Raw genomic sequence first — 25,590 nt, forward strand, 5'->3', positions numbered from 1 at the left:
CAAGGCGTGCAAGTCTGGTACTCAAATAAAGGCCAATATTGACTTCCCTTTTAAGTTCAGTGCATATTTTAGTGCATAATGAAATGAGTTAAAACAAAAAGCAGCTACGTTTATACGTAACTGCTTGGTAATCAGAGTGCCCAGAGGGGGAATCGAACCCCCACTCCCTTTCGAGAACCAGATTTTGAGTCTGGCGCGTCTACCAGTTCCGCCACCAGGGCAAAAAGCGCTATTAGCGGGTTGCAAATGTATTCATTCTTTCCTGAATACGCAACAGGTATTTTTTTCTAAAATATAGGTCTTTTACTTGTGCCAATAGGGAAAGATCTCCTTTGTAAGCCGTGTATTGGTCAAATAATGGTAGTAGGGTGTTGTTGATCTCCTTTATCGCCGTATTGTATGCGTTTGTAGCTTGTTCTTCCAGTGTTTTGTCATCAGCATCCATCTCCCATTCACTTACGGTTTCGTTGAGCTCCATCATCTCCATAAGGAAATCTGATGGCAGTTGATATTTCTCTTCTTCCTCTAATTGGTTGTTTGTTCTTAATATATATGCAGTGCGCTTATCTTCATCGGTAAGCGTTTTATAGGCATCGTTATTCAGTGCCGACATTTTGAGCGCTTCAGCTTTAGTGTCATCATCAGCTAGAGAAAATCTATCAGGGTGGTACTGGCGGCTTAATTCATAAAACTTCTTTTTCACTAAAGCTTCATCGATGTTAAAGCTTTCTTCTATGCCGTATAATTCAAAATAGTTTACCATTTGGCAAAGATGGTTATCTTATATTTGATTGCAAAATTTAGGACATGGTAAGAATAGGATTAATAAAGGAACGAAAAACTCCGGAAGATTACAGGGTAGCATTAACGCCTGTTCAGGCAGCGTACATTAATAAAACCTACGAAGGAGTAGAGGTAGTTGTTGAACCATCGTCAACAAGGTGCTTTCGAGATGAGGAGTATGCAGCAGAGGGGATAAAATTGGTTGAAGATCTCAGTGATTGCGATATTTTGCTTGGTGTAAAGGAGGTGCCTATTGATCACTTAATACCTAATAAAACCTATTGCTTTTTCTCTCATACTAAAAAAATGCAACCTTATAATAAACCGCTCATGAAGGCGCTTATTGAGAAGAAGATCAGCATGGTAGATTATGAATGTCTTACCCATAAAGATGAACAGCGCATATTAGGTTTTGGTTTGTTTGCAGGAATTGTTGGAGCACATAATGGTTTGCTTACTTATGGTAAGAAACATGAGCTTTTTGAATTACCTCCAGCAAATTCCGTGGAAGATTTCCAAGCCTTGATACATGCTTATAGAAAACAAAGACTACCTAATATAAAAATCGCTGTTACAGGGTCGGGTAGAGTAGCCGCAGGTATTGTAGAGGTGATGACCAATTTAGATATCGAGTCCGTGGAACCTGAAGATTACTTAACACACCAGTATGATTACCCAGTATATACACATTTAAAAGGTAGTGCACTGTATGCCAGAAAGGATAATGGCCTCTATTATAGAGATGGTTTTCATGCCAACCCTGAGGCGTACAAATGTTTATTTGGTAACTATATTGCCCAAACGGATATTTTGATGAATGGTATATACTGGGATGAGGATATTGATCGTCTTTTTGAGAAAAAAGATATACGAAGGAAAGACTGGCGTATAAGTGTTATTGCAGATATTACATGTGATATTGATGGGTCAGTACCTATAAATGTAGGAGCTTCAACAATTGATGATCCGGTATATGGTATTGATAGGGACAGCCTAGAAAAAGTAGCACCTTTTCAGAATACAAAAGATACCATAGATGTAATGGCTGTTGATAATTTGCCTAACGAGCTACCAAGAGACGCATCCCATTATTTTGGGGCACATATCGAAAAGTTCGTATTGAAAGAGCTGTTGAGTAATAATAGCGATATCATCAATCGTGCTACAATATGTAAAGGTGGTAAATTGACCAGAGACTACGAGTATTTGAGTGATTACGCTTATAGTTAATGTAGAAGATCATTTATAGCGTTGGCAAGTACAGGGTATTGAAATTGAAATCCTGCTTGTTCTATTTTTTCAGAGCTAGCAGTACAGCTTTTTAGTATTTCAATACTCATTTCACCCAGCATTAGTTTTAAAACAAAGCTTGGAACAGGTACAGGTATTTTTATGCCTCCTTTTATTTGGGCAATGGTTTTCATGAGCTCCTTGTTGCTGGCAGGGTTAGGAGCTACTCCGTTATATATACCACTCATGTTGTCTGTTTCAATAGCAAATGTGAAAAGCGAGGCAAGATCCTGTACGTGTATCCAACTAATTATTTGTTTTCCCGAACCTAATATGGGTACAATCCCAAATTTTGTTGGCTTTTCAAACTCTTTAAATGCTCCTGCTTCCTTTCCTAAAACGATCCCTATTCTAATGATTACAGTTCTAAATTTATCGGAAGCTGTTTTTGATGCGGTTTCCCATTGATAGCATGTATTTCCTAAGAAGTCGTTATAGTATTGGTCTGTTTCTTTAAAAGGTTGATCAGTCCTGTCTGGCCCATAATATCCTGTAGCAGAGGCAGCAATAAAACTATTACAGTTAATAGCATATTGCTTTAATTGTTTTACAAGAAAGTTTGTGGCATCTACACGACTGGATACGATCACTTTCTTGCGATCATTAGTCCAGCGTTTGTCTGCTACTCCTGCACCTGCTAAGTGTATTACAGAGTTTAATTTGGGTAAAATATCTATATCAATTTCTTCATTTGATGGATTCCAGTAAGCATATTCTACTCCTTGTTCATTAGTTTTTTTATTAGGGTTTCTTGTAAATATCACAACCTCATGCCCTTTCTTGATGAGCATTGTCTTTAAATGCTGCCCCACAAAGCCTGTTCCTCCTGTTATACCTATAATTTGTTGCATTTTGCTCTTTTTCAGCTTAGTTATGATATATATTAAATGATTTTAATCTTATGCTGTATAATAATATTGTATTTTAAACAATAAAGCCTTTTTATCTACGTTTAATATCCAAATGTTCATCTATGAAGAAAACTTTACTCAAGAAAATTACTATCAAAGACGCGCAAGAAACCGAGATGTTTGATCCTGACCGACACGAAAATGTCAAGCTTTCAGATTTAATAATAGAAATGAATGATGTGCTAAAAGAAGCCGCATCCGATCTATTACAACCACGTAGTCAATCTGTAAAGAACATTTTGAAAAAAGCATTACGCTAATTCAATAACGGTTATTTCTGGTAATATACCCAGCCTACCTGGGTATCCAAGAAAGCCAAACCCTCTATTTACATATAGGTGTTGTGCGCCTTTTTGGTACAATCCAGCCCAGTTTTTGTAAATATATTTTACAGGACTCCATTTTAGTCCCGGTATCTCTATGCCAAATTGCATGCCATGAGTATGACCGCTTAGTGTGAGGTCTATATCTTGATAATCTTTTATCACCTCTGCATCCCAGTGCGAGGGGTCGTGAGAGAGAAGTACTTTAAATGGTATATCTTTTTCTTTCAAACCAGCATAAGCATTGCTCATACTACCATATTTAGGGAAACCAGCTTTTGCTCCCCAGTTTTCTATGCCGATTACTGCTATTTTATCATTTCCTTTCTCTATCTCCACATGTTCATTCATGAGCAAGCGCCAGCCCATTTTGTCATGCGTTTCCTTTAGTTGTTCTAAATTTTGTCTTTTAGCATCGTCGCTAGGCCATGTTACGTAGTCGCCATAGTCATGGTTGCCTAGTGTAGAATATACACCTAAAGGGGCAGTTAGTTGAGAGAATAAGTGTGTGTAAGGTTGTATCTCCTCAGCTTTGTTATTTACTAAGTCGCCGGTAAAAAAGATAATGTCAGGCTCTTCATGCATCACTTTTTCTACACCTCTACTTACCGCATGTTCGTTATCAAAACTGCCTGAGTGTATGTCCGATATTTGAACAATTTTCAATCCCTTGAAGGATGCAGGCAGGTTGGCAAATTTGAGTTTAACTCGATGAACTTTATAGTTGTAGCGATTGGTAATACCATATAAAAAAGCCCCTACAGCTGTGCCTCCTAATATTAGTGCCGTTCGTTTGAAAAATGTAGAACGGGAAATACCATTCGATTTAGCGATCTCATCTGTAACATCGGGAGTAGTGGGATTGTATATATAGTTGATAACCCACATGCATATTCTGCGTACATCGTCAAGCATCATTACTGTGGCTGCCAGTATTTTAGCTACCCACAAGCCCATGGTGAATGCTATGATCAAGTTCTTTGCCATAGGTGGCATTGCGTCCCAGTTTAATGATCTCATTAAAATAAAGCTGGTCCAAGTAAAAAGGGTGACAGCAATATAGGAGGTGTATATGATAGCCTTCCAAGGGTTAGCCATGGGTTTAGCTATCGAACGTATTAAAATAAAGCTGTAAAACTCTGCCAATAATACTATCGTAAGGAAAATGAGAAAACGTGTACGCATCTGTTTGAGCTTAGAAGGCTAGAAATTCATTTATTTGTTCATTGATCACTTTTTCGGTCTCTCTTTTTAGTATTCTCCCTTTCTTGTTTATTTCTTCGTTGATACGGCTAAGCGGTATCTTGTTGTAGTGTACATTCATTTTTACATAATGCAGAATGTTGGTCATATGTTCCATACCGCGAAGATTACCTGCTCTACCATCAGCAACACCTACTAATAGCGCCTTTTTATGCCACCAGCATTTTTTGATGTCACTATTATCGATCATTACTTTCAGAATGCCGGGGAAACTGCCATTGTATTCCGGCATTACAAAGACGAATTTATTGGAAGGTATTAATAGGTTCTGCTCTATGTTGAGCAGGTCGTGACCACGTTCCCAAACAGCTTTCCCCTCTAGGGATAAAAGTTGCACATCATTGGTATGCTTGGCTATGCAGCTGTGATAATGTTTGGCAACACGTAGTGTCATACTGTCGACCCTGCTTGTGCCTGATATTACTGTAATCATAATTTGTGTAAAGATAAGCCCTTTGCCAAGGAAACCTTATTAGGAATGTTAAACTATTGATTGGAAAAACTGATGATACAGTACCTGCTCCTAAATTGTTCCGATTTGTTACAAATTTCACCTCATGATTTTGTAACATTTTGTATGCTATATGTTGATGAAACTTCATAGGATAGAGTGGTTTAAGGGTAGGTGTCATTTTATGAAATACTAATTGCTATATAGTAGTTTTATTATAGCAAATATACGCTATTTTAATGATTTGTTCAGCATTGATAATGACTGTAAATAGTCGGTATCAAACTCGATTGCTCTTATCTCTTTCAGGTTAATTAATTCTTCATCCTCATCCCATCTGCCGTCAATGTCTATTGATTGTAACGCCAGTTGTCCGTTGGATATAGAGCGTACAATACCTACATAGCAACTATCTTCTTGAGTCGCTAACTGTATAGAAAATAGCTGATACTCTTTAGATAAATGATTAAGTATTGTTTCTACATCATCTAAAGAGAGTGTAGGCAAGTTTTTGTCTATGCCTTTCATTTTAAAAACTTTTTCCACCAACTCTTCCATCTCGTCTTTTTTATAGCCATCTAAGTTTTGATGGTTGACAATTATATAACCATCATGCATATAATCGTTAGGATTTTTGGCGAGTAGGGTCCAGTCTTCGTTATAGTCTATCACCATGCCCGATATGGGCTCTTCCCAATCGTTGTATTTGATAGAGATGACCTCATTAATAAAAGTTTTCGCTGTATTCATAAGTATAAAGATAGGCTTAGTAGAAATCTGTTTCAGCTCTTTGCTACATTTGTTTCTGTTATGAGTGCAGATTTACTACAACAGATAAGAGCACTGGAAAAAGCATCGAGTGTGCTAGATCCGGATGCTGCAAAGCGAGAAGAGGTTTTGGCTACCACCAAAGCTTATGGCGATCAGTTTTTGAGTAGGGTAACGACCACTCCTACTTTTATACAGGAAGGCTATGATGATGATGCTTTGGGTAGTACAGATTTTAATAGTAGTACGGGTATAAAAAAGGTTGTCGATCTTTTAGAGCAGCATATGGAGCACCCTGGTATCAATACTGCCTCGGGTGGGCACTTAGGTTATATACCAGGAGGAGGATTGTATGCTGCTGCTATTGGCGATTATCTGGCCGATGTGACCAATAAATATGCAGGTGTTTTTTATGCTTCACCGGGAGCGGTACGCATAGAGAACTCATTGATAGAATGGACGGGCAAGTTGGTAGGGTATGAGCAAGGGTTTGGCGGCAACCTTACCTCTGGCGGGAGTATTGCCAACCTAATAGCTGTGACAACAGCACGTGATGCTAAGGGCATCAAAGCCAAAGATTTTCATAGAACGGTTATCTACACTACACAGCAAGCGCACCATTGTGTAGATAAAGCCATCATTATAGCTGGGTTGAGGGAGTGTGTGGTAAGGCAAGTGCCAATGGACAAGGCGTATCGTATGGATGTAGCCGCCTTGCAGGAGCAAATAAATATAGATGTGAACATGGGGTTGCAGCCCTTTATGGTGATTGCCAATGCAGGCAGTACCGATGTAGGAGCAATAGACCCTTTGATGGCGATAAGTGAAGCGGCACGAAAGAATAATTTGTGGTTTCATGTAGATGGGGCCTATGGAGGGTATTTCTTGCTATTGGAAGAGCAAAAGGCAAAAATGGATGGCATACAATATGCGGATAGCATTGTGTTAGACCCACATAAGGGTATGTTCTTGCCTTATGGTACTGGTATTGTGCTCATAAAAGAGATGCAGCATCTAAAAAATGCCTTTGCCTACGAGGCCAACTATATGCAGGATACCAATGGTTATGACAGTCAGCTGTCGCCTGCAGAAGTATCGCCCGAGTTGAGTAAGCATTTCAGAGGGCTGCGCATGTGGTTGCCCTTAAAGCTGTATGGAGAACAAGCGTTTAAAGACTGCCTGCAAGAAAAGGTGTTACTGACCAAGTATTTTTGCCAAAGAGTACAGGAAATAGGTTTTGAGCTCTGCAATGACCCTGAGCTAACCGTGGTCACCTATCGCTATGTGCCTAAGGCTGGGGATGTCAATGAATTCAATAAAAAATTACTAGAACTGATGCATAAAGATGGTAGAGTGTTTATTTCATCTACCAACGTAGGAGGCAAATATGTGTTGCGTTTTGCCTGCTTGTCTTTCCGAACCCATGTGGAGCATGTGGATGTGTTGATAGATATGTTGGAAAAAGGAGTAAGTCAGCTGGCTTAGTTTTACTTAAGCTATTGAAAATCAGTTTATATTTAATATTTATTAATAAAACATCTGCATAACTACTGGATAACCTATGTCTTATCCACATTCTGCGTGGAACTGTTCCATTTATCGCGTGGAACGTTAACTTTGTATAGCACAGGATATTGAAAAATATAAGGTGAGATCTATATGCAGTTGACGTATTACGGACATGCTTGTTTTTCGGTGGTAGTTGGTGGTAAAACCCTGCTGTTCGACCCATTTATTTCAGGGAACGACAAGGCGCAACATGTTGACATTGAGCAGATTAAGGCTGATTATATCCTTCAATCTCATGGACATGAAGACCATATTGCCGATTTGTTGCCTATAGCCAAGCGTACAGGTGCCAAGGTAGTGGCCATGGCCGAGATAGCTGGCTGGGTACAAGCACAAGGCTATGATAATGTGCATGCTATGAACTATGGGGCTGTAGATATGGAGTTTGGTGAGGTGCGTATGGTAATAGCAGGGCATAGTAGCTCTCTGCCCGATGGAAGTAACGGTGGCAACCCTGCCGGTTTTGTCATCAAACCAGACGAAGGTAGTTTTTACTATGCCGGAGATACCTGTTTGATGATGGACATGCAGTTGATACCTCGTTTTGCGACTATTGACTTTGCAGTAATGCCGATAGGTGGCAACTTTACCATGAATGCAGCTGATGCCATAATAGCATCGGATTTTATAAAATGTGATAAAATAATTGGTGTGCACTATGATACATGGCCACCAATAAGCATAGATAAAGACAAGGCCAAACAGGCATTTACAGCAGCGGGTAAGCAGCTGATACTACCTGAAATAGGCGAGACATTAACGGTATAACAAGAGCGTGGTGTAGAAAAAAGAGGTAACTTGAATTTGTAGAAGGTTTTAATTTAAGAACAGAAACATGGCGAAAATAATAGCTATAGCAAACCAGAAAGGAGGAGTAGGGAAAACTACTACGGCAATCAACTTGGCAGCAAGTTTAGCAGTGCTGGAGTACAAAACATTATTGGTAGATGCCGACCCTCAGGCAAATAGTACTACAGGTAATGGTTTTGACCTGAGAAATATCCAGTTGAGTTTGTATGACTGCATGGTCAATGACACAGACTCTTCTCAAGTGATATTGGAGACGGAAACACCCAATTTAAGCTTATTGCCATCTCACCTCGATCTGGTGGGTGCGGAGATAGAATTGATCCACCACCCTAATAGGGAGCATGTGATGAAGCAAGCGCTGGATCATCAGCGGGATAAGTATGACTTTATCATTATCGACTGCTCTCCTTCATTGGGCTTGATCACTGTGAATGCATTAACCGCTGCAGATAGTGTAGTGATACCGGTACAGTGTGAATACTTTGCACTGGAAGGTTTGGGTAAATTGTTAAACACGATCAAAATAGTTCAGACAAGAATAAACCCTAACCTACAGATAGAAGGTATCCTGATGACCATGTACGATGGTCGCTTGCGCCTATCTAATCAAGTAGTGGAAGAAATTAAAAACCATTTTGACGAACTCGTATTCAATACTATAGTTCATAGAAATACTCGTCTTGGCGAAGCGCCAAGCTTTGGTTCTCCTGCATTGATGTATGATGCGGAAAGTACAGGTGCTATCAACTACCTGAACTTGAGCAAGGAGATCTTGCAGAAGAATAATATGACTAAGATTAAGAACGAGGATAAAATATTTGAGGACGAAAATGTCACAGACCAATAAGAAAAAAGCATTAGGGAAAGGTATTCGCGCATTATTGAATACCATTGACGAAGAGGTGAAGGATGCGGGTGCGATCAAAAATGTACCCCCTTCAGTATCGGGAGATAATGCGGGTAGCATTATGCGTGTACCTGTAGAGCAGATAGTGGTTAACCCTAAGCAACCGAGAAGAGATTTTGATGAGCAGGCGTTAAAAGAATTGTCGGAGAGTATTAAACTACACGACATCATACAGCCTATTACAGTCGTAAAGCTTGCTCCTAATAAATATCAGCTTATATCGGGCGAGCGTCGTTGGAGAGCTTCCAAAATGGCAGGCTTGAAAGATGTGCCAGCCTATATACGTGTTGCAGAAGACGATCAGGAGTTGTTAGAGTTAGCCCTGTTGGAGAACTTGCAACGTGAAGATCTGAACGCTATTGAGATAGCACTTAGCTACCAGCAGTTGATGGACGAATGCGACTTGACGCAAGAGCAAGTAGCAGAGCGTATGAAGAAAGACCGTACAACGGTGACCAACTACTTAAGAATATTACGTCTGCCACCGGATATACAAAAGTCGGTACGTGATGGGCAATTAAGTATGGGCCATGCAAGAGCTATTATAGGGCTGGAGCAGGTAGATGAGCAACTTTATGTGTTTAGAGAAGTGAGAGAGAAAAAGCTGTCGGTAAGACAAACGGAACAGTTAGTAAAGAATATAGCATCTAAAGACGGAGGAGTGACTAAAAAAGCGCCTGCTACCAAGTTGCCGCCTGCCTATAAGCGTATTGAAGATAATATGGCCTCTCATTTTTCTACAAGAGTAAGGCTGGATAGAAAGAAGACAGGAAAAGGTACAGTTACTATAGAATTTTATAATGACGAAGACCTAGAGCGTATTATGGAACAAATGAAGCTGTAATTAATCAATAAGAACTTATAAATTTGGGGCTGTAACACAGCCCCTTTTTCATATTATGAACGGTGTACCAGAAGATTGGCGGAAAACAGCAGAAGCGCATCAGAAGTTATATAAGCAAATGCTGCAGAAGGGTAAGAAGAATCTGATCCTCAAAGCATTGCCAGATCTGCATGAAGAGGCATTTGAACAAATAGACTGTTTGGACTGTGCCAATTGTTGTAAAAATTATTCTCCCCGTTTCAAAAAGCCTGATATAAAGCGTATTGCCAAGGTGATAGGCATGAAGGAGGGTGATATGATATTGCAATACCTGACTATGGATGAAGATGGGGATTATGTTTTAAGGCAGTCTCCTTGTCCTTTTTTGGCTAGTGATAATACCTGTGATATTTATGAAGATCGTCCTACGGATTGCAGGAGGTACCCTTATACAGATGAAGATGTATTGCTCAAACGTGTGAACATAACGTTGAAGAATGCAACAATATGCCCGGCTACTTATTATGTATTAGAAAAGCTAAGAGCGGTTATTAGTAAATAAATACACCGCTTGGGTTGAAGTTTCTACTCAACGAGTCCAGTATTCTTGACGTGTCGCTAGGGCTGGCGCTAATAGGCATGGCTACAAAGTAGTAGTTGGTATCTTCTTTGATGATCTCCACGTTATTGCCATAGCTCTTCAGCTGGCGGTAACGTTTGTGAGCACGTTCTTTACTGTCGTAAGTGTTAAGGATCACTTTAAGCTTTAGTGTTACTGGCGTTGCTTCTATCATTGAAGTACTTTCCTCCACAACTTCTTCTTCTGGTTCTGCTTCATTAGTTGCAGTGCTGTCACTTGTAGTTGTGTCAACTGGGCTAACTACAGGTAGTGTTTCTTCCTCAGGTAGCGTTTGGTTAAGTAGCTCTTCTGTAGGGGTAGGAGGTGGTGTAGTACTAGCTTTATTACCATTCATCTGGTTATAAAACTGCCAACCTAAGAAACCCGCTGCCGCTAGTAATATGACGATTAACGCCACCAAAACTATTCTCACCCAGTTTAGCTTAGGCTCTTCTTCTTCAAGAGATGGAGCATCTGGTATGTGTGAGGTTTGTTGTTGGTAGCCAGGTGTTACCGGTTGAGGTATTGGTGTTTGCTGTGGCAAAGTAAATCCACCAATTGTTGTTTCAGGTCTTTTTGCAGGGCTCTTAGGAGCCTTTATAGCAGGTGGCCTGAATTGTAGTTGAGGTGCAGTAATAAAATAAGCTTTCCCGCTTTCCTCTGCCAGCTTACCAAGAGCAGGTATCGCTACCGTATTTCCTGCAGCTATTTCCTGTTTAGCCTTTTCGCTAAACTCATTAAGCGCTTTAGTAGCTTTGGAGATACTTATTTGCTCATTGGTAGCAATAAAGTTGGATAAAGATTCATCGATATTACCATTAGTAGATAAAAGGATCTCCTTGATAGGTGCGTGTAGCGACTCTCCATCGTAGGTAGCCGGCTTTGACTTTAGCTCAAGCGTACCTAGACCGTTCACATAACATTTGTTATGCTTTAGGAGAAAAAGACCTATATATTTAGCTACATTCATCTACTATGTCCGATTGGGCTGCAAAATAAGCAATCGCCAAAGAATTAAGCAATTGAAATAAGGATTATTTAAAATTTAAGCTGAATACCTCCGTATACGTTCATGCCGTAAGCATCGTATCCATACCATCTTTGGTAGCCACTATTCAACAAGTTGTAGGCATTCACAAAGGCTGATAGGCGTTTAATGAACTCATATTCTGCACCCACACCAAGATCAATGATCGTATTAAGTTTTACTTTCTTGTTATTCTTATCAAGAGCATAAAGCTCATCCTTTACAGATAAGTACCCTGTGATAGTAAGGTGTTTGATAGGAGATGCTGCCACATCTGCTCCAAACTCAATGCCCGGCATGTGCCATACTTCAACAAAACTGTGTTTGTAAAAGTTATTCCACCTTCCGTTAAACCCAAGTGTGAATGTATGAGCTATTTGGTAACGTATAGAAGCTTGTAAGGACAAGTTGTTGATCTTACTGTCATACAAGATATTAAAGCGTTTATTATCAGTAAGTGTATCGTTGACAAATAGCGGTAAGCCATTATACTCCCACCAGCTTGCACGGCCGCTAAAAGAAAGGTTGTTGCTTATATTACTTTTTATTTCAGCAAAGACCTCATTGGTAGTAGTTTGTTGTACCGTAAAACTATTGCTCATGTATGGGTTAATACCTGAAAGGCTACGATAGTTATTCGCTAACAATTTAGCTTGCCAACCTACATTGAGTAGAAACTGAGTATTAGGTACTCGGAAAGAAGCTTCAATGTCTGGCAACATGTAAGTGCTGCTGTTTTGACCGAACGTTGGGTTGATACCTGCTCTTAAGTCAAAACTATTAGTATGTAAGTTAATACCCGGTCTGAACTGAATGATATTGCTGCTTTGACTGGTTAGGCTATTTTTAAACTGGTTGGTCTCTACGTAAATACCAGCAAATAGTTGCAAAGTGCTATCTACTTCGTATTGAAAAGGGGCATTTAATCCAATGCTTGTTTCAGAAGCATTTCTACTATCAGAATAACTGTCAAAAGATATAGTTGGTTGATAGCTTATGCGCTTGATACCCATTTGATTGTTGGCTAGCCCCAAATCAATATGAATACCAGTGAAAGCTTGTTTTAAACTATCCGTATCATATGCATATACGGTATGGTCGTACCCATAGTAATAATATTGGTTACGACTAATGCCCACACCTACATTAATGGCATTGTCTCCTTTGTAGTAAGTGCCTTCAGCTTCCATTCCTGTAAGGGAAGTTTGCTGTCCTGCAATATTCCCTTTTTGAGAAAGATGCTGTAAGTGTATGGCTGTTTTATAGTTTTCTCCTTGCAGGCTACCTATCCCTGCATCTAAAAAGATGGTAGATAAATTACCCCCACCAAGCTTTACATAGTTGGCAAATGGTTGTTGACTATTGTTCTTAGTAAGCGCCAATGGTTGTAAAGGAAGGGGGCTATATGTATAGTTCAACTTTTGAGGAGGAACATCATAACGAAAATTAGGCTTAGAAGTATCCAGCGGTGGTAATGCAGGCGTTAAAGCAGGTTTAGCACTTTGTTTTACTTCAGGCTTGTAAGATTGTATTATCTCAATAGTAGACCCCTTTATAGTCGTGTCTTCAGCTGTTTGCGCAACAGCAATTTTGCTACTTAGCAAAAGCACTATCGATAAACATAGGTATGTATACTTCATGTACGACACTGTTATTCAGATAATTTACTTTCCTTTTTATCTAATTTCTTCACTTCACTAAGCTTGTCTTTTGCTATTGTTTTTAGCTCTTCGATCTTAGTGTTTTTTATGATACTCTTCAATGTTGCTTGCGCATTGAAGTAATCTTTCTGACTGGTTAAAACATCTGCCAGCAATAAGTAAGACTTAACTACCCAGTAGTCGCTACCCAATGATTTTTTTATCGTTTCACTAGCGGCTTCCTCTGCTTCAGTTACCTGCCCCTGTAAGAAGTATAGCTCGGCAATGTTATATCTCGCTTCTGCTGCTACGTCTGCTTTTTTGGCATCGGTTATCTTCTTGTAGGCTTCCAGCGCTGCAGGGTAGTCTTTTTGCTCTTTGAACGCTTTGGCTTTGTATAGGTTTATGTTGGTTAAGGTATTTTCATCTATGCCAGGCAAAGAAGATAATGTGTCGGCAAAGAGCGCAGCATTATTTAGGTCTCCTTGTAGATAGTAGCTCTGCATCAAGCCATTGTAAGCTATTTTCAAGCTCTCTGTTTCCAAAGCACTATTGCGAAGTAGCGAGTAGTATTGAGTGGCCTTTGTATAGTCTTTATTATTGAAGGCAATAACAGCTGCTTGCAGAGCACTGTTTTCAGAGAAATTGCTCCAGTTATTCGCTAAAACAGCATCGTAATAAGATAGCGCTTCAGTCTCTTTGTTTAACTTTTTATAAGACTCTGCCGTATAATAGTTGGCCTTGGTAATGAATATGCCATTTGGGAACTCAGCTATATATTTTTGAAAAGAGGTAATGGCAGCTTCAAAATTGTTATCAGCAAACTGAGTTTCCGCTGCAGCGTAATAAGTAGAGTCGGTAGCGTTCTGGTGCTCCTCAGCCATATTGTTGTCTTTAAGCAACTGTACGTAGGCTTTAGGCTGATTGGTTTGTATGTATAAACTCTTTAGCGCTTCCAATGCTGGTGGTCTTTCTTCTGATGTAGGGTATTGTTCTGCTATTGCTTTGTAGGCATTTATAGCTTTCTGAAGTTGACCTACCTGTTGATACGAGAAGCCTATTTTCATCCATGCTTTCGGTGCAAGATTCCTGCGGTCGTAAGCTTCGGTCAGAGGAGTTAATGTTTTTATAGCAGCGCTATATTTATCTTCTTCTATATAGGTCAACGCCATTTCATATCTCGCCTCGTAAGCATACATTTTAGAGGTCTCAACCAATCCTTGTAATAAGGTCACTTTTTCTTTGTTTTGACCTTGTAAGCCTAAAATAATAGCCTTTTGATATAAGGCGTAATCCTTTTCAGGGCTATTGGCAGCAATCACACTATTATAAAGCTCAATGGCTTTAGGGTAGTTCTTCTGCATGAACACTGCATCTGCCTCTTTCAACGTAGTAGCAATGGCAATAGCTGAGTCTTGTTGTTGTGTTAAGAGTTTAGACTTATTGAAATAAGTCTGAGCCTCATCATATTTACCAAGCTCCATAGAGGCATAGCCCATGTTGAGCAATATGTTTTGTTCAGAAGCCGAAGGGCTTAAGTAGGTAACCCACTTTCTACCCTCTTGGTTGTTCAGGTAAGCAGTAGCATGTTTTAGAACATCTGCATACTGCTGATTTTGGTAGGCAATTTCTGCTTTCCAGAAATTACTAGCTGTTGTGTAGGTATTATCTACAGGGTATTTCAAAGATTTGTTGAGTAGTGCTTCCGCTTCAGCAGTTTGTCCTGCTTGCAAAAGTTGCATGGCATAGCCATAGGTTACCTTCTGCGATACCCGAGCATAGTCAGAAGTTTTAGTGGCTACTTCTTGCAGCGCATTGTAGGCCTCTGCATAGTTGCTGGTTTTTATCAGCAGGTCAGAAAGCATGGTATTGGCTTCGTCGGCAAAACGAGATCGACTAAAGTCTGCTAGCAATAAGTTGATATAATATATCGCCTCAGCATTATACCCTAAGTCGTAAGATAGTTTTGCACTCAAGAATAGAGATGCCTCTTTTTGTGCCGATATATAAGGCATGTCTGCACAAATACTATAAGCATTTCTGGCACTTAGTTTATCGCCTGTTTTTAGGTAGCAATCACCAAGTAGGTACATAGAGGTTTGTCCTAACGAATCTTTGGTGTCGCTAAGTTGTTTTAGCTTGTCAATGGCTTGTTCCCATTTGCTAGCGTCATAATAACAATATGCAAACTCATAGAGATCTTCTTTTCTGATGATGTCGGTATTGTTATAATAATGCTCAAAGTATGGGAGTGCAGCATCGTAATTGCCTTCCTCAAAATATATCTGAGCTACTAGTAAGTGCAGCTCGTTGTGGTAATATGTTTTTTCTCTTTTTTGAATTAGTCTTAATGCTTCTTTTTGCGCTTTTTCTTTTTCCCCTTTGAAGTAATGTATCTCCGCAATGTAGTAAGGAACCATGCTTTCGTATTCAGGGTTCTTTTCTACTTTCTTAAAACTCTCCAGAGCGGCATCGTAGTTGCCATTATTATAAGCCAGTAGGCCATAGTAGTAGTTGGCAGCAATATTGTATTTGCCATCTATTTCTTTGATGGCTGCAAGTAATGGTGCAGCTTGCTCTAGCTGGTTATTATTGAAATAGGCATAGGCAAGTTCAAACTTAGCGTCAGCTATTTCTCTATTGTCCAGATTGGCAATGCCTGCCATCTCGTAATATTCAATAGCTTCACCAAGCTGATTATTATTGAAGTAGTATTGTGCTAATGCAAATGCTGTCCGTTGTTTATACGTAGGGTTGGCTGTGCCATATACATAGTCTCCAGCGTGGTCTATCCCATCAGCATCATTCAGCTTTATAGCGGCTACTGTTTTATAATAAGTAGCCTCGTCTTTTTTATAGTACTGCTTAGCGTTGGTAGTTGAGGGTAGTGAAAGGTATTTGTCGGCAGATTGTATGGCAGCTCTGTAATGACCATCTAGAAATTGTTGCTTGGCTAGGGCCAACCACTTATTTTCTGTTTGTTCAGGAGCTAATACTTGAGACGACAATGGTTTGCTTAATGCGGTAAAAGCAATTAAGCAAACCAGTATTTGGGTAATCGACAGTCTATATTTTTTTGCCATTCAGCAATTTGTAATTAAAAGTTCCAAGTCACATTTACACTAGGGAATATTGGTAACTGATATATACGAGTATTGTCTATTCTGTTTATGTAAAATATGTTATTACGATTGTAGACGTTACTCATGCTAAAGGTAGTCTCAAAATTAGAATGTTCGTTCAAGTCAAAACGTTTTTTAACAGATAGGTCTAATCTATGATAAGCAGATAGTCTACCTCCATTAATGTCATTAGCATAAAGTATGCCTATGTTTCCGTTTTGAGTAGTAACATTTGTATTCACACCACTGCTTGTTGGGCTTAGGTTTTCGTAGAAACCTTGTGTTTGTGTGAATGGGAATGCAGAACCAAAGTTGAAACGTACAGATAGATCCCAATCTTTGTGTTTACCTGCTGCGTAAGAACCTAATAAGTTAACATTGATACGACGATCAAATGGTGGTGCATACTCTTGAACAGCAGTAACACCTTTAACACCATTAGGTACACCGTTTACATAGTTGTTAGTAACCTTATTGTCTTCTAGTATAGTTGTTTTGTATTTGATCTGCTGGTAAGAAACTACACCCCAAAGGTAAATACGCTTCTTTTTATATCTTGCAGAAAGGTCAACACCATAAGCAATACCGCTACCTGCAGTAAAGTCTGGGTCGCTACCATTTACTTTCACACGACTAAGTTCTATGTTTTGGTTGAAGTTTTTGTACCAAGGCTCAAGATTGAATTCTACACCTTTCACATCAACTTCTATACCCAATAACGCATGGTAAGAGCGCTGTAAATTTGATTTGACACGATTGCCATCTGTATCTAAGATCGTTTGGTCAGGACTTAGAATGAAACCTGTAAAGAAGTTTACGATGTCTCTATCGCTTTTGGTACTGATGATGTTTTGAGAGTATAAGCCAGCGGCACCTTTCAGTCTTACATTTTTAGATACGTTATACTTCAAACCTAGTCTTGGTTCCGGAGATAATGCACTTATGTTAGAGTAGTACTGTAGTCTGAACCCTGGCTCGAAGATGAACTTCTTGCTGAAGTTTTTACGATAAGTAACAAATAGACCTGCAAGTGTATTTCTTCTATCTAGTTTAGTAGCATTACCTAGTTGGTTCGTATAGTCTAGCTGTGTATGAAAGCCACTTACTTCCACACCATATTTCAACTGGCTATAACCCGGGAAGTAGTACGTAAAGTCAATACCACCTTCAAACCCGTCGATGCCACTGCTTCTTGGTGCAAAGTTGTTTTCGTTGTAGTCTATTAGGTATTTAGAATAAGCAAAACGACCATTGATCAATGCAGAGCTATTGGTAGGAGAAATAACGAATGTCATACCTGCACCTGTAGCTTTCCAGTGAAAATCAGCATTCACTGAATCTGTAGCAGGGTTGATCACTTTAGCTTTATCGTCAAAGTTGAAACCGAATAAGTTAAGCTTACTACCGTTATCAGCATTGAAAGTTACTTTACCATAAACGTCTGTAAAGCTATAAGGAAGACCACTTTCAAAAGGCTCACCCAAGCCGCCGTATATAGATTTAGATGTTTGGTCAAGATAGCTGTGCTTAACAGATAAAAGGAATGTTGTAGCAGCACCACCTTGTTTTTTAGCTCTAGATAAAGGACCTTCTAGCATACCTCTCATCATTACTGGAGAAACTGATAGCTTACCAGCAAGACGGTTTTTGTTACCATCTTTAGTAGTTACGTCTACGATAGCCGAAGTACGGTTGCCGTATTCTGCATTGAAACCCGCAGTATGTACATCTACGTTACGTATAGCATCCGTTTCGAATACAGAGTAAAGACCTATAGAGTGGAAAGGGTTGTATATAGTAACCCCGTCTAGCAATATACCTGTTTGAGCTGGAGAACCTCCACGAATGTATAATTGACCACCTTGGTCTCCCGTGAAGATAACACCAGGAACTACCTGTAAGTATTGAGCAATATCAGGCTCACCACCAGCACTAGGTAATAGCTTCATTTCTCTAGGAGTAACATTTATAGTACCAGCCTGTACTTTGGTTGTTTTTTCAATTTTTCTTGCAGAGATCTCTACTCCTTTAAGGCGTGTAGATTGTTGCTTGATGAATAGTTTCTTAGTGACTATATCACCTGCTTTTACTGTTACAGATACTCTTGTCGTGTCAAAACCTAAAAGAGTAGTGAATAGTGTATATGTACCAGGTTTTACCTTAGTTATAGAATAGTAACCGTTAACATCTGTTTGTACACCGACGTTTGCACCTATTAGCACAACGTTGGTATATATCATAGGCTCGCCCGTTTCTTTATCATAAACGAAACCTTTAATGGTACCTGTTGACTGTGCGTAAACAGAAGTACAAAGACTTAATAAAGCAATAAATAAAAGTCCGATGCGTTTTTGCATAGCTGGATAGTTTAACTTCAAAAAGGAAATTTAATCCCGAAAAGTACAGATTTACCTGCAGTATAAATAGCCACAAAGATAGGAATTACACTTTTGTGGCAAAGCGATTCAGCAGATTTTGCGAATACAAGTTCCCTACTATGTTGATAAGCTGGTAAAAAGCCAAATTTCGATTAACTTGTGATTATGAAAATATTTTCCTCGTCGCAGATAAAAGCATGCGATGCTTATACGATACATGCCTCTAAAATGAAGTCTATAGACCTTATGGAGCGTGCTGCTAATAAGTGTGTAGACTGGTTGTCTACTCATCTGCCCAAAGATGCTTTGTTCATCGTTCTATGTGGTTCGGGGAATAACGGAGGGGATGGCCTGGCTATTACAAGGCTACTGCACCAAAGAGGATATGGAGTGAAGGCCTTTTTGCTGGAGATAAATGACGAAATGACGCCCGACTGCAATACGAATTATGAACGACTGAAAAATATAGATAATGACTATGTAGAAGTGCTACAGGAAGGCATGTTTGTAGCAGATATACCCCAAAATGTATATATAATTGATGCTATATTAGGTACGGGTTTGAACAGGCCTGTATCGGGATGGTTGTCAGAGTTTATCCAAAATGTAAATGAGAGTGAAAATATAAAGATAGCTATTGATATACCGAGTGGTATACCTGCTGATAATATCCCTGAAGGTGACTTTGCTGCTATTATGGCGGATCATACTATTAGTTTTCAGTTCTATAAACGCTCTTTCTTGCATAGGGAAACAGGTATCTATACAGGTTTTATACATGTGTTAGATATAGGATTGCATCCCACCTTTATAACAGCTACACATACCAACTATGCTACAATTGATACCGATGCCATAGGAGCTATATACAAGAAAAGGCAACCGTTTTCTCATAAGGGCGACTATGGTTTTGCCTATTTGATAGCAGGTAGCCATGGTATGATAGGCGCTGCTATATTGGCGGTAAGGGCAGCTTTTAGAGCAGGGGCAGGTAAGATCAAGATACTGCTCCCCGAGTGCGGTTATAATATTATGCAGACCGCAGTGCCTGAAGCGATATGCACAGTATATGGCGAAAAGTACATCTCCCGCATTTGCGATTGGGAAAATGTGGATGCTATAGGAATAGGGCCAGGTTTAGGTACTAATGAAAATACTGCCAGAGCCTTTAGTCAGTTCATAGAAGAATGTAAAGTGCCTGTGGTAATAGATGCCGACGGCTTAAATCTTTTAGCTCAAAGGAGTGGCTTGTTAGGCAAAGTGCCTGCGAGAAGTATATTGACGCCCCACCCAAAAGAGTTTGATAATTTGTTTGGCAAATCGGCGAATAGCATGCAGCGATTAGAGCGTGCTCGTAAAGAAGCGATGCATTATAATATATATATAGTCCTGAAAGATAGGTACACCATTGTGGTGACGCCTAAGGGTGACTGCTGGTATAACCTTACTGGTAATCCTGGTATGGCTACAGCAGGTAGTGGCGATGTGCTTACAGGTATCATAACAGGTTTGTTGGCACAGGGCTACAGCTCGGAGCAGGCTGCAATGATGGGCGTATATATACATGGGCTTGCAGGAGATATAGCCTCGGGCAAGCAATCGGAAGAAGCTCTTGTAGCAGGCGATATTATTACTAAGCTGGGTAAGGCCTTTAGGATAATTAGTAAGTATTAGAAATGAGTAGTGAATATTATCATACTAAGGAGTCGGTAGAAGAATACATTAAACTATCTGAAGGCTATGACGGTGCATATTTAATAAAAGAGTTAATGCCTTTGCTGCCAATAGGTTCAACGGTTTTAGAATTAGGGTCGGGTAGTGGTAAGGATATAGAGTTACTTAGCCAATATTATAAGGTAACAGGTTCTGACTACTCCGAAGAGTTTCTGAAGGTGCTGAAAAATAGACTGCCCAATGTAGATTTCTTACACCTCAATGCTGCAACATTAGTAACGGATTTATGTTTTAACTGCATCTATTCCAACAAAGTACTGCATCATCTAAAAGACGAAGAGCTGACCAGCTCCATAAGCAGACAGCATGAATTATTAAATAGGGACGGTATTGTTTGTCACTCTTTTTGGAAGGGAGAAGGTTCAGAACTGTTTAAAGGTATGTTCGTCAATTATCATACAAAAAAAGAACTGGGAAGCCTATTTGCTACAAAATTCAACATACTTCATTTAGAAGAGTATGCAGAGGTGGAAGAAGGAGATTCCATATTCTTAATAGCACAAAAAAAGTGAGTTTTTAAACTCACTTAAACTCATATCCAATATCGTTTCGGTAGGTCTTGCCTTCAAAGTCTACTTTTTGAGCATTCTCATAAGACGTAGCCAAAGCAGCTTTTATATCAGTACCATATGAGGTGATGGCAATAACACGTCCACCGCTGGTTACCACTTCACCATCGCTTTTCTTTGTTCCTGCATGGAAGAGGGTGCTATTGGTTACACTATCAAAACCTGTCATCACCTTTCCTTTGGCATAGCTCCCTGGGTAGCCTGCTGATACCAGCATTACGGTACATGCAGCACGTTCATCATGTTCTACGGTATATTCATTTAGCTTGCCTTCTTCCATTTGTAGTATCATTTCTACCAAATCACTTTTTAGTCTTGGCATCACCACTTCTGTCTCAGGGTCGCCCATACGGCAGTTGTATTCTATTACATAAGGTTCGCCATCTACTTTGATCAATCCAAAGAAGATAAAACCTTGATAAGTAATGTTTTCCGCCTTTAAACCATTTACCGTAGGGTCTACAATTTGGTTCTTGACTTTTGCCATAAAGGCATCATCAGCAAAAGGTACAGGAGAGATAGCTCCCATACCACCTGTGTTCAGTCCAGTATCTCCCTCACCAATACGCTTATAGTCCTTAGCTTGAGGTAATAGTGCATAGTTGGTGCCATCTGTCAACACAAATACAGACATCTCTACACCCGAAAGGAACTCTTCTATCACCACTTTTTTACTAGCATCGCCAAACTGTGCTTCTTTGATCATATGCTCAAAAGAAGTCAATGCTTCTTCTGTTGTTTGCGCAATAACTACCCCCTTACCCGCAGCTAATCCATCCGCCTTCAATACGATAGGCAGGCTATGTTGTTTGATATAAGCAACGCCTTCATCATAGTTGGCATCAGTAAACTCCTGATAACCAGCAGTAGGTATATTATGACGCTGCATGAACTTTTTAGAATACGCCTTGCTACCTTCCAGCTGTGCGCCTTCTTTTGATGGGCCTACTACTACGATGTGCTTTAATTGCTCATCATTTTTAAAGAAATCGTATATGCCTGATACTAACGGGTCTTCAGGGCCAGGTATTAGTATGTCAATATTATCTTGTAGGCAGGCTTCTTTAATGGCTTCAAAATCAGTAACAGGTATATTAAGATTGGTGCCATACTGGCCTGTACCAGCATTGCCCGGAGCTATAAATAGCTCTTTACAAAACTTACTTTGTCTTAATTTCCATGCTATTGCTGATTCTCTTCCGCCTGATCCTAATAAAAGGATATTTTTTGCTGCCATAATGTGTAAAACTTAAATAAAATAAAATGCTATTTATGTCGTTCGAATATAATAGCTATTTTCAGGTCACAAAAATACTCAAGCAGTATTACTTTCAGCAAATTTTATCAAAGAATATGAGTAAAGAACAAAATGCATCTGTCGCCAAACACCCTAAAGGGTTGTATGTGCTCTTTTTTACAGAAATGTGGGAGCGCTTTGGATACTACCTTATGTTGGGGATATTCTCTCTATATATGCTCGACTCAGTAGAGCATGGAGGTATGGGTTTTAGTCCTACTACTAAGTCAGATATATATGGTACTTATTTAGGTTTGGTATACCTAACACCTTTTATTGGAGGTCTATTGGCAGACCGTGTATTTGGTTTCCGTAAATCCATTATAGCAGGTGGTTTATTAATGGCAGCTGGCTATTTAGGATTGGCCATGCCTGGGGAGACCACATTCTATATTTCTTTATTACTCATCATATTAGGTAATGGTTTCTTTAAACCAAACATTTCGGTATTGGTAGGAAACCTTTATAATGATGAGAAATATAAGGCCAATAAGGATTCAGGCTATAATATATTCTACATGGGTATCAATATAGGTGCCTTTGTCTGCAACTTTGTGGCAGCTTATATGCGTATCAACTTCGGTTGGGGCTGGGCATTTGGCGCGGCAGGTGTAGGTATGCTTATCGGTGTACTTATCTTCTTAGCTGGTACCAAACATGTAAAACATGCTGATGTGATGAAGCCTGTGCAGAAAGAAGATATGTCTATGGCTAAAATATTCGCTTATGTATTACTACCAGTATTCATTTGTGGGGTTGTTGGTTATATGATACCGGGCAATATTTTTGGTACTGATTCTAACGACGCTTTCCTTTTTGGTTGTATCCCAGTTGTGATATTCTATGGCTCTTTATGGGCACGTGGTAGTAAAGAAGATAAAAACTCAATAGGGGCTTTACTATCAGTAATGGTATGTGTGATCATATTTTGGGCGGTATTCCACCAAAATGGAGATGCACTAACGGTTTGGGCAAAAGACTACACGGATAGAGAAATGCCAGCGAGCATAGCCAACGTAGCACAGAAAGTGAATATGGCACAAGAAGTGACCTACGATGCTAATAATGTTGAAGGAACATATTTTGAAAACTTACAGTTAGATAAACGTCCTGAAAGTGGTAACTCTCTTTTATTGTTTTCAACAGAACTATATCAATCTATCAATCCGTTTTGGGTGGTATTGCTAACACCTGTAGTTGTAGGGCTTTGGGGCTTCTTGCGCACCAAAAAGCGCGAGCCATCTACGCCTGCAAAAATTGCTTTAGGTCTGTTTATCACAGGTTTATCTACACTGGTCATGGTAGCAGCGGTGTCGTCGGTACAGATGGGAGATGAAAAGGCCTCTAGTTGGTGGTTGATAGCTTCTTATGGTGTAATTACGTTCGGGGAACTTTGTTTATCGCCGATGGGACTATCATTAGTCTCTAAATTAAGTCCACCAAGACTAACAGCACTAATGATGGGTGGCTGGTTCTTATCTACTGCCATAGGTAATAAGCTATCTGGTATGTTATCAGGTCTTTGGGAAGAGATCGACAATAAATCTAATTTCTTCCTGATCAACTTTGCATTATGCATGGGTGCTACCTTAATGCTTTTGGTGCTATTGAAATGGTTAAGAAAAGTAATGAATGAAAAAGGAGTGCACTAGTCGTACGGCACTTTAGTATATATGTTCAGAAAATACCGCAATTAGCGGTATTTTCTTTTTTATGACTTTTAGGCTATACATTTTTTACTATCTTTCGTAATTCAACTTTTAAAAAAATAGCCAGAAACAATATGGATCAAGTACAAAAAGGACACCCGCCGGGGTTGTATTGGTTGTTCTTCGCAGAGATGTGGGAGCGCTTTTGTTATTACGGTATGCGTGCACTGTTAGTGCTCTACCTTACTAAAACATTAATGGTAGCAGACAAAGAAACGTTTGCTATATACGGAGCTTATACTGCATTAGTTTATGCGGTAACAGTGCTGGGTGGTAAACTCGCAGATAGCTTGCTAGGTTATCGTATAGCTGTTATCTTAGGAGGTTTCTTAATGGCCATTGGTGAGTTTATGATACTGGGCGGCACTCAGTTTTGGCTACTTATGGGTATGGCTGTAATTATTTCTGGTAATGGCTACTTTAAAGCCAATATCTCCAGTATTGTGGGGCGTTTATATCCTGACGGAGACCCTAGAAGGGACTCTGGTTTCACCATTTTCTATATAGGTATCAACCTTGGTGCTTTCTTAGCAACTACAGTTGTAGCTGAGGTGGGTAATAAATTTGGTTATGAGTATGGCTTTGGTCTTGCAGGTATTGGTATGCTTATCGGTGCATTCGTATTCATCTTCGGACAGAAGCACTATGAAGGACACGGTTTGCCGCCAGATAGAGACAAACTGATGAAACCTGCCTTTGGCCCATTGAGCAGACTACATGTGGTTATTCTGGGTACGTTGGCGATCATTCCTGTTTTCTATTTGCTACTCACTAATACTGATGTTGTAGGTTACCTACTAGGTGCTACAGCGATATATGTATTATACTTATTATTATCAGCAGGTGTAAAAGGTGGTAAGGTATTGCGTGATAGAATGTTGATATTAATTCTGTTGATGTTCTTCAACATTGTATTCTGGGCGTGTTTCGAGCAAGCAGGTTCTTCGCTAACTCTTTTTGCGGATAGAAATATAAACAGGGTAGTGTTTGGCTATGAAATAGGAGCCGCAACTACACAGTTCTTCAACCCTCTATACATTTTGATATTCGGTTCTATCTTCTCTGTAATGTGGGTGAAGCTGTCTAAAATTGGTAAGAACCCGAACATACCGATGAAGTTTGGTTTGGGTATCGTACAGCTAGGTTTAGGTTATCTAGTAGTGTGGTTAGTAAGTGGAATGGGATTGGTAAGCGAAGAGTTTACTATGCCATTATTTACATTAGTATTCTTATACATGTTGCATACTACGGGTGAGTTATTCTTGTCTCCTATCGGTTTGTCTATGGTGACAAAATTGGCGCCTAAGCAAATGACTGGTATGGTAATGGGAGCATGGTTCCTTTCTATTGCGGGTGCAAACTATGTAGCGGCGATATTGGCACAGCTTACTGGTGCAGAGCACGGTGCAGAAGGTGTGGAAGCTACAGCTGCTGAGAGTCTAAACCAATATGTAGATATCTATACACAAATGGGATTGATCACCGTGGGTATTGGTCTTTTATTGGTGGTGTTATCTAAGCCATTAAATAAATTAATGCACGGCGTGGTATAATCTTCTAATAAACAAATTGTTATCAGAAGCAGCTCTATATAGGG

The 25,590-nt window shown here is 39.6% G+C and carries 21 protein-coding genes and 1 tRNA gene; 11 read left to right on the forward strand and 11 right to left on the reverse strand.

Annotated elements, in window-relative coordinates; genetic code table 11:
* Positions 1–137: 137 nt before the first annotated feature.
* A tRNA-Leu gene (locus R2800_00005) sits at positions 138–221 on the reverse strand.
* An 11-nt stretch (positions 222–232) separates the two neighbouring features.
* Positions 233–763 (reverse strand): Fe-S protein assembly co-chaperone HscB, encoded by a 531-nt coding sequence (gene hscB / locus R2800_00010; GenBank protein MEZ5015411.1) that lies wholly within the window; start codon positions 761–763, stop codon positions 233–235.
* A gap of 44 nt (positions 764–807) precedes the next feature.
* Here hscB and R2800_00015 point away from each other — a divergent pair, with 44 nt between their 5' ends.
* On the forward strand, positions 808–2,013 hold the full coding sequence (locus R2800_00015; protein MEZ5015412.1) for an NAD(P)-dependent oxidoreductase: 1,206 nt from the start codon (positions 808–810) through the stop codon (positions 2,011–2,013).
* Here R2800_00015 and R2800_00020 read toward each other — a convergent pair.
* Entirely contained in the window at positions 2,010–2,924 is a 915-nt protein-coding gene (locus R2800_00020; GenBank protein MEZ5015413.1) for a TIGR01777 family oxidoreductase, read from the reverse strand. The two genes, R2800_00015 and R2800_00020, sit on opposite strands and share 4 nt — an antisense overlap.
* 122 nt (positions 2,925–3,046) lie before the next feature.
* On the opposite strand from R2800_00020, the gene R2800_00025 reads away from it, so the two are divergent.
* Positions 3,047–3,244, forward strand: a complete 198-nt coding sequence (locus R2800_00025; GenBank protein MEZ5015414.1) for a hypothetical protein — start codon at positions 3,047–3,049, stop codon at positions 3,242–3,244.
* On the opposite strand, the gene R2800_00030 is transcribed toward R2800_00025, so the two are convergent.
* From R2800_00030 to R2800_00040, 3 genes are all read right to left on the reverse strand, one after another.
* A complete protein-coding gene (locus tag R2800_00030) occupies positions 3,236–4,492 on the reverse strand; it encodes a metallophosphoesterase (GenBank protein ID MEZ5015415.1) in 1,257 nt (418 codons plus the stop codon). The genes R2800_00025 and R2800_00030 overlap by 9 nt on opposite strands.
* Before the next feature lie 10 nt (positions 4,493–4,502).
* The gene (locus R2800_00035; protein ID MEZ5015416.1) at positions 4,503–5,003 is read right to left on the reverse strand and encodes an NAD(P)H-dependent oxidoreductase; all 501 of its coding nucleotides are present in this window, start codon (positions 5,001–5,003) and stop codon (positions 4,503–4,505) included.
* 249 nt (positions 5,004–5,252) lie between these two features.
* Entirely contained in the window at positions 5,253–5,771 is a 519-nt protein-coding gene (locus R2800_00040) for a hypothetical protein (protein ID MEZ5015417.1), read from the reverse strand.
* 60 nt (positions 5,772–5,831) lie between these two features.
* On the opposite strand from R2800_00040, the gene R2800_00045 reads away from it, so the two are divergent.
* The 5 genes from R2800_00045 to R2800_00065 all read left to right on the forward strand — a co-directional run bounded on the left by R2800_00045 (position 5,832) and on the right by R2800_00065 (position 10,460).
* Entirely contained in the window at positions 5,832–7,274 is a 1,443-nt protein-coding gene (locus tag R2800_00045) for an aminotransferase class V-fold PLP-dependent enzyme (GenBank protein MEZ5015418.1), read from the forward strand.
* Positions 7,275–7,448: 174 nt separating this feature from the next.
* On the forward strand, positions 7,449–8,126 hold the full coding sequence (locus tag R2800_00050; GenBank protein ID MEZ5015419.1) for a metal-dependent hydrolase: 678 nt from the start codon (positions 7,449–7,451) through the stop codon (positions 8,124–8,126).
* 67 nt (positions 8,127–8,193) lie between these two features.
* Positions 8,194–9,015 carry an AAA family ATPase gene (locus tag R2800_00055; protein MEZ5015420.1) on the forward strand — a complete coding sequence of 274 codons (822 nt, stop codon included), beginning with the start codon at positions 8,194–8,196 and terminating at the stop codon, positions 9,013–9,015.
* Positions 8,999–9,919 (forward strand): ParB/RepB/Spo0J family partition protein, encoded by a 921-nt coding sequence (locus R2800_00060; GenBank protein ID MEZ5015421.1) that lies wholly within the window; start codon positions 8,999–9,001, stop codon positions 9,917–9,919. The genes R2800_00055 and R2800_00060 overlap by 17 nt, the downstream gene beginning before the upstream one ends.
* A 55-nt stretch (positions 9,920–9,974) precedes the next feature.
* On the forward strand, positions 9,975–10,460 hold the full coding sequence (locus tag R2800_00065; GenBank protein MEZ5015422.1) for a YkgJ family cysteine cluster protein: 486 nt from the start codon (positions 9,975–9,977) through the stop codon (positions 10,458–10,460).
* On the opposite strand, the gene R2800_00070 is transcribed toward R2800_00065, so the two are convergent.
* The 4 genes from R2800_00070 to R2800_00085 all read right to left on the reverse strand — a co-directional run bounded on the left by R2800_00070 (position 10,450) and on the right by R2800_00085 (position 18,663).
* On the reverse strand, positions 10,450–11,487 hold the full coding sequence (locus tag R2800_00070; protein MEZ5015423.1) for a hypothetical protein: 1,038 nt from the start codon (positions 11,485–11,487) through the stop codon (positions 10,450–10,452). The two genes, R2800_00065 and R2800_00070, sit on opposite strands and share 11 nt — an antisense overlap.
* Before the next feature lie 68 nt (positions 11,488–11,555).
* A complete protein-coding gene (locus R2800_00075) occupies positions 11,556–13,184 on the reverse strand; it encodes a hypothetical protein (GenBank protein MEZ5015424.1) in 1,629 nt (542 codons plus the stop codon).
* Between the two features lie 11 nt (positions 13,185–13,195).
* Positions 13,196–16,267, reverse strand: a complete 3,072-nt coding sequence (locus tag R2800_00080) for a tetratricopeptide repeat protein (protein MEZ5015425.1) — start codon at positions 16,265–16,267, stop codon at positions 13,196–13,198.
* A 14-nt stretch (positions 16,268–16,281) separates the two neighbouring features.
* The gene (locus tag R2800_00085) at positions 16,282–18,663 is read right to left on the reverse strand and encodes a TonB-dependent receptor (protein ID MEZ5015426.1); all 2,382 of its coding nucleotides are present in this window, start codon (positions 18,661–18,663) and stop codon (positions 16,282–16,284) included.
* Between the two features lie 186 nt (positions 18,664–18,849).
* Here R2800_00085 and R2800_00090 point away from each other — a divergent pair, with 186 nt between their 5' ends.
* Together R2800_00090 and R2800_00095 are read left to right on the forward strand one after the other, a co-directional pair.
* Positions 18,850–20,358 carry an NAD(P)H-hydrate dehydratase gene (locus tag R2800_00090; protein ID MEZ5015427.1) on the forward strand — a complete coding sequence of 503 codons (1,509 nt, stop codon included), beginning with the start codon at positions 18,850–18,852 and terminating at the stop codon, positions 20,356–20,358.
* Between the two features lie 2 nt (positions 20,359–20,360).
* Entirely contained in the window at positions 20,361–20,930 is a 570-nt protein-coding gene (locus R2800_00095) for a class I SAM-dependent methyltransferase (GenBank protein MEZ5015428.1), read from the forward strand.
* Between the two features lie 10 nt (positions 20,931–20,940).
* Here R2800_00095 and purD read toward each other — a convergent pair whose 3' ends face one another.
* Complete coding sequence (gene purD / locus R2800_00100; protein ID MEZ5015429.1) at positions 20,941–22,224, reverse strand: phosphoribosylamine--glycine ligase; 1,284 nt, start codon at positions 22,222–22,224, stop codon at positions 20,941–20,943.
* 116 nt (positions 22,225–22,340) lie between these two features.
* On the opposite strand from purD, the gene R2800_00105 reads away from it, so the two are divergent.
* Positions 22,341–23,936, forward strand: coding sequence for a peptide MFS transporter (locus tag R2800_00105; protein ID MEZ5015430.1), 1,596 nt, complete (start codon positions 22,341–22,343; stop codon positions 23,934–23,936).
* A 131-nt stretch (positions 23,937–24,067) separates the two neighbouring features.
* Positions 24,068–25,546, forward strand: a complete 1,479-nt coding sequence (locus R2800_00110) for an oligopeptide:H+ symporter (GenBank protein ID MEZ5015431.1) — start codon at positions 24,068–24,070, stop codon at positions 25,544–25,546.
* Positions 25,547–25,590 lie beyond the last annotated feature (44 nt).

The organism is Flavipsychrobacter sp., from assembly GCA_041392855.1.
In the GTDB taxonomy this organism is placed as follows: domain Bacteria; phylum Bacteroidota; class Bacteroidia; order Chitinophagales; family Chitinophagaceae; genus UBA5543.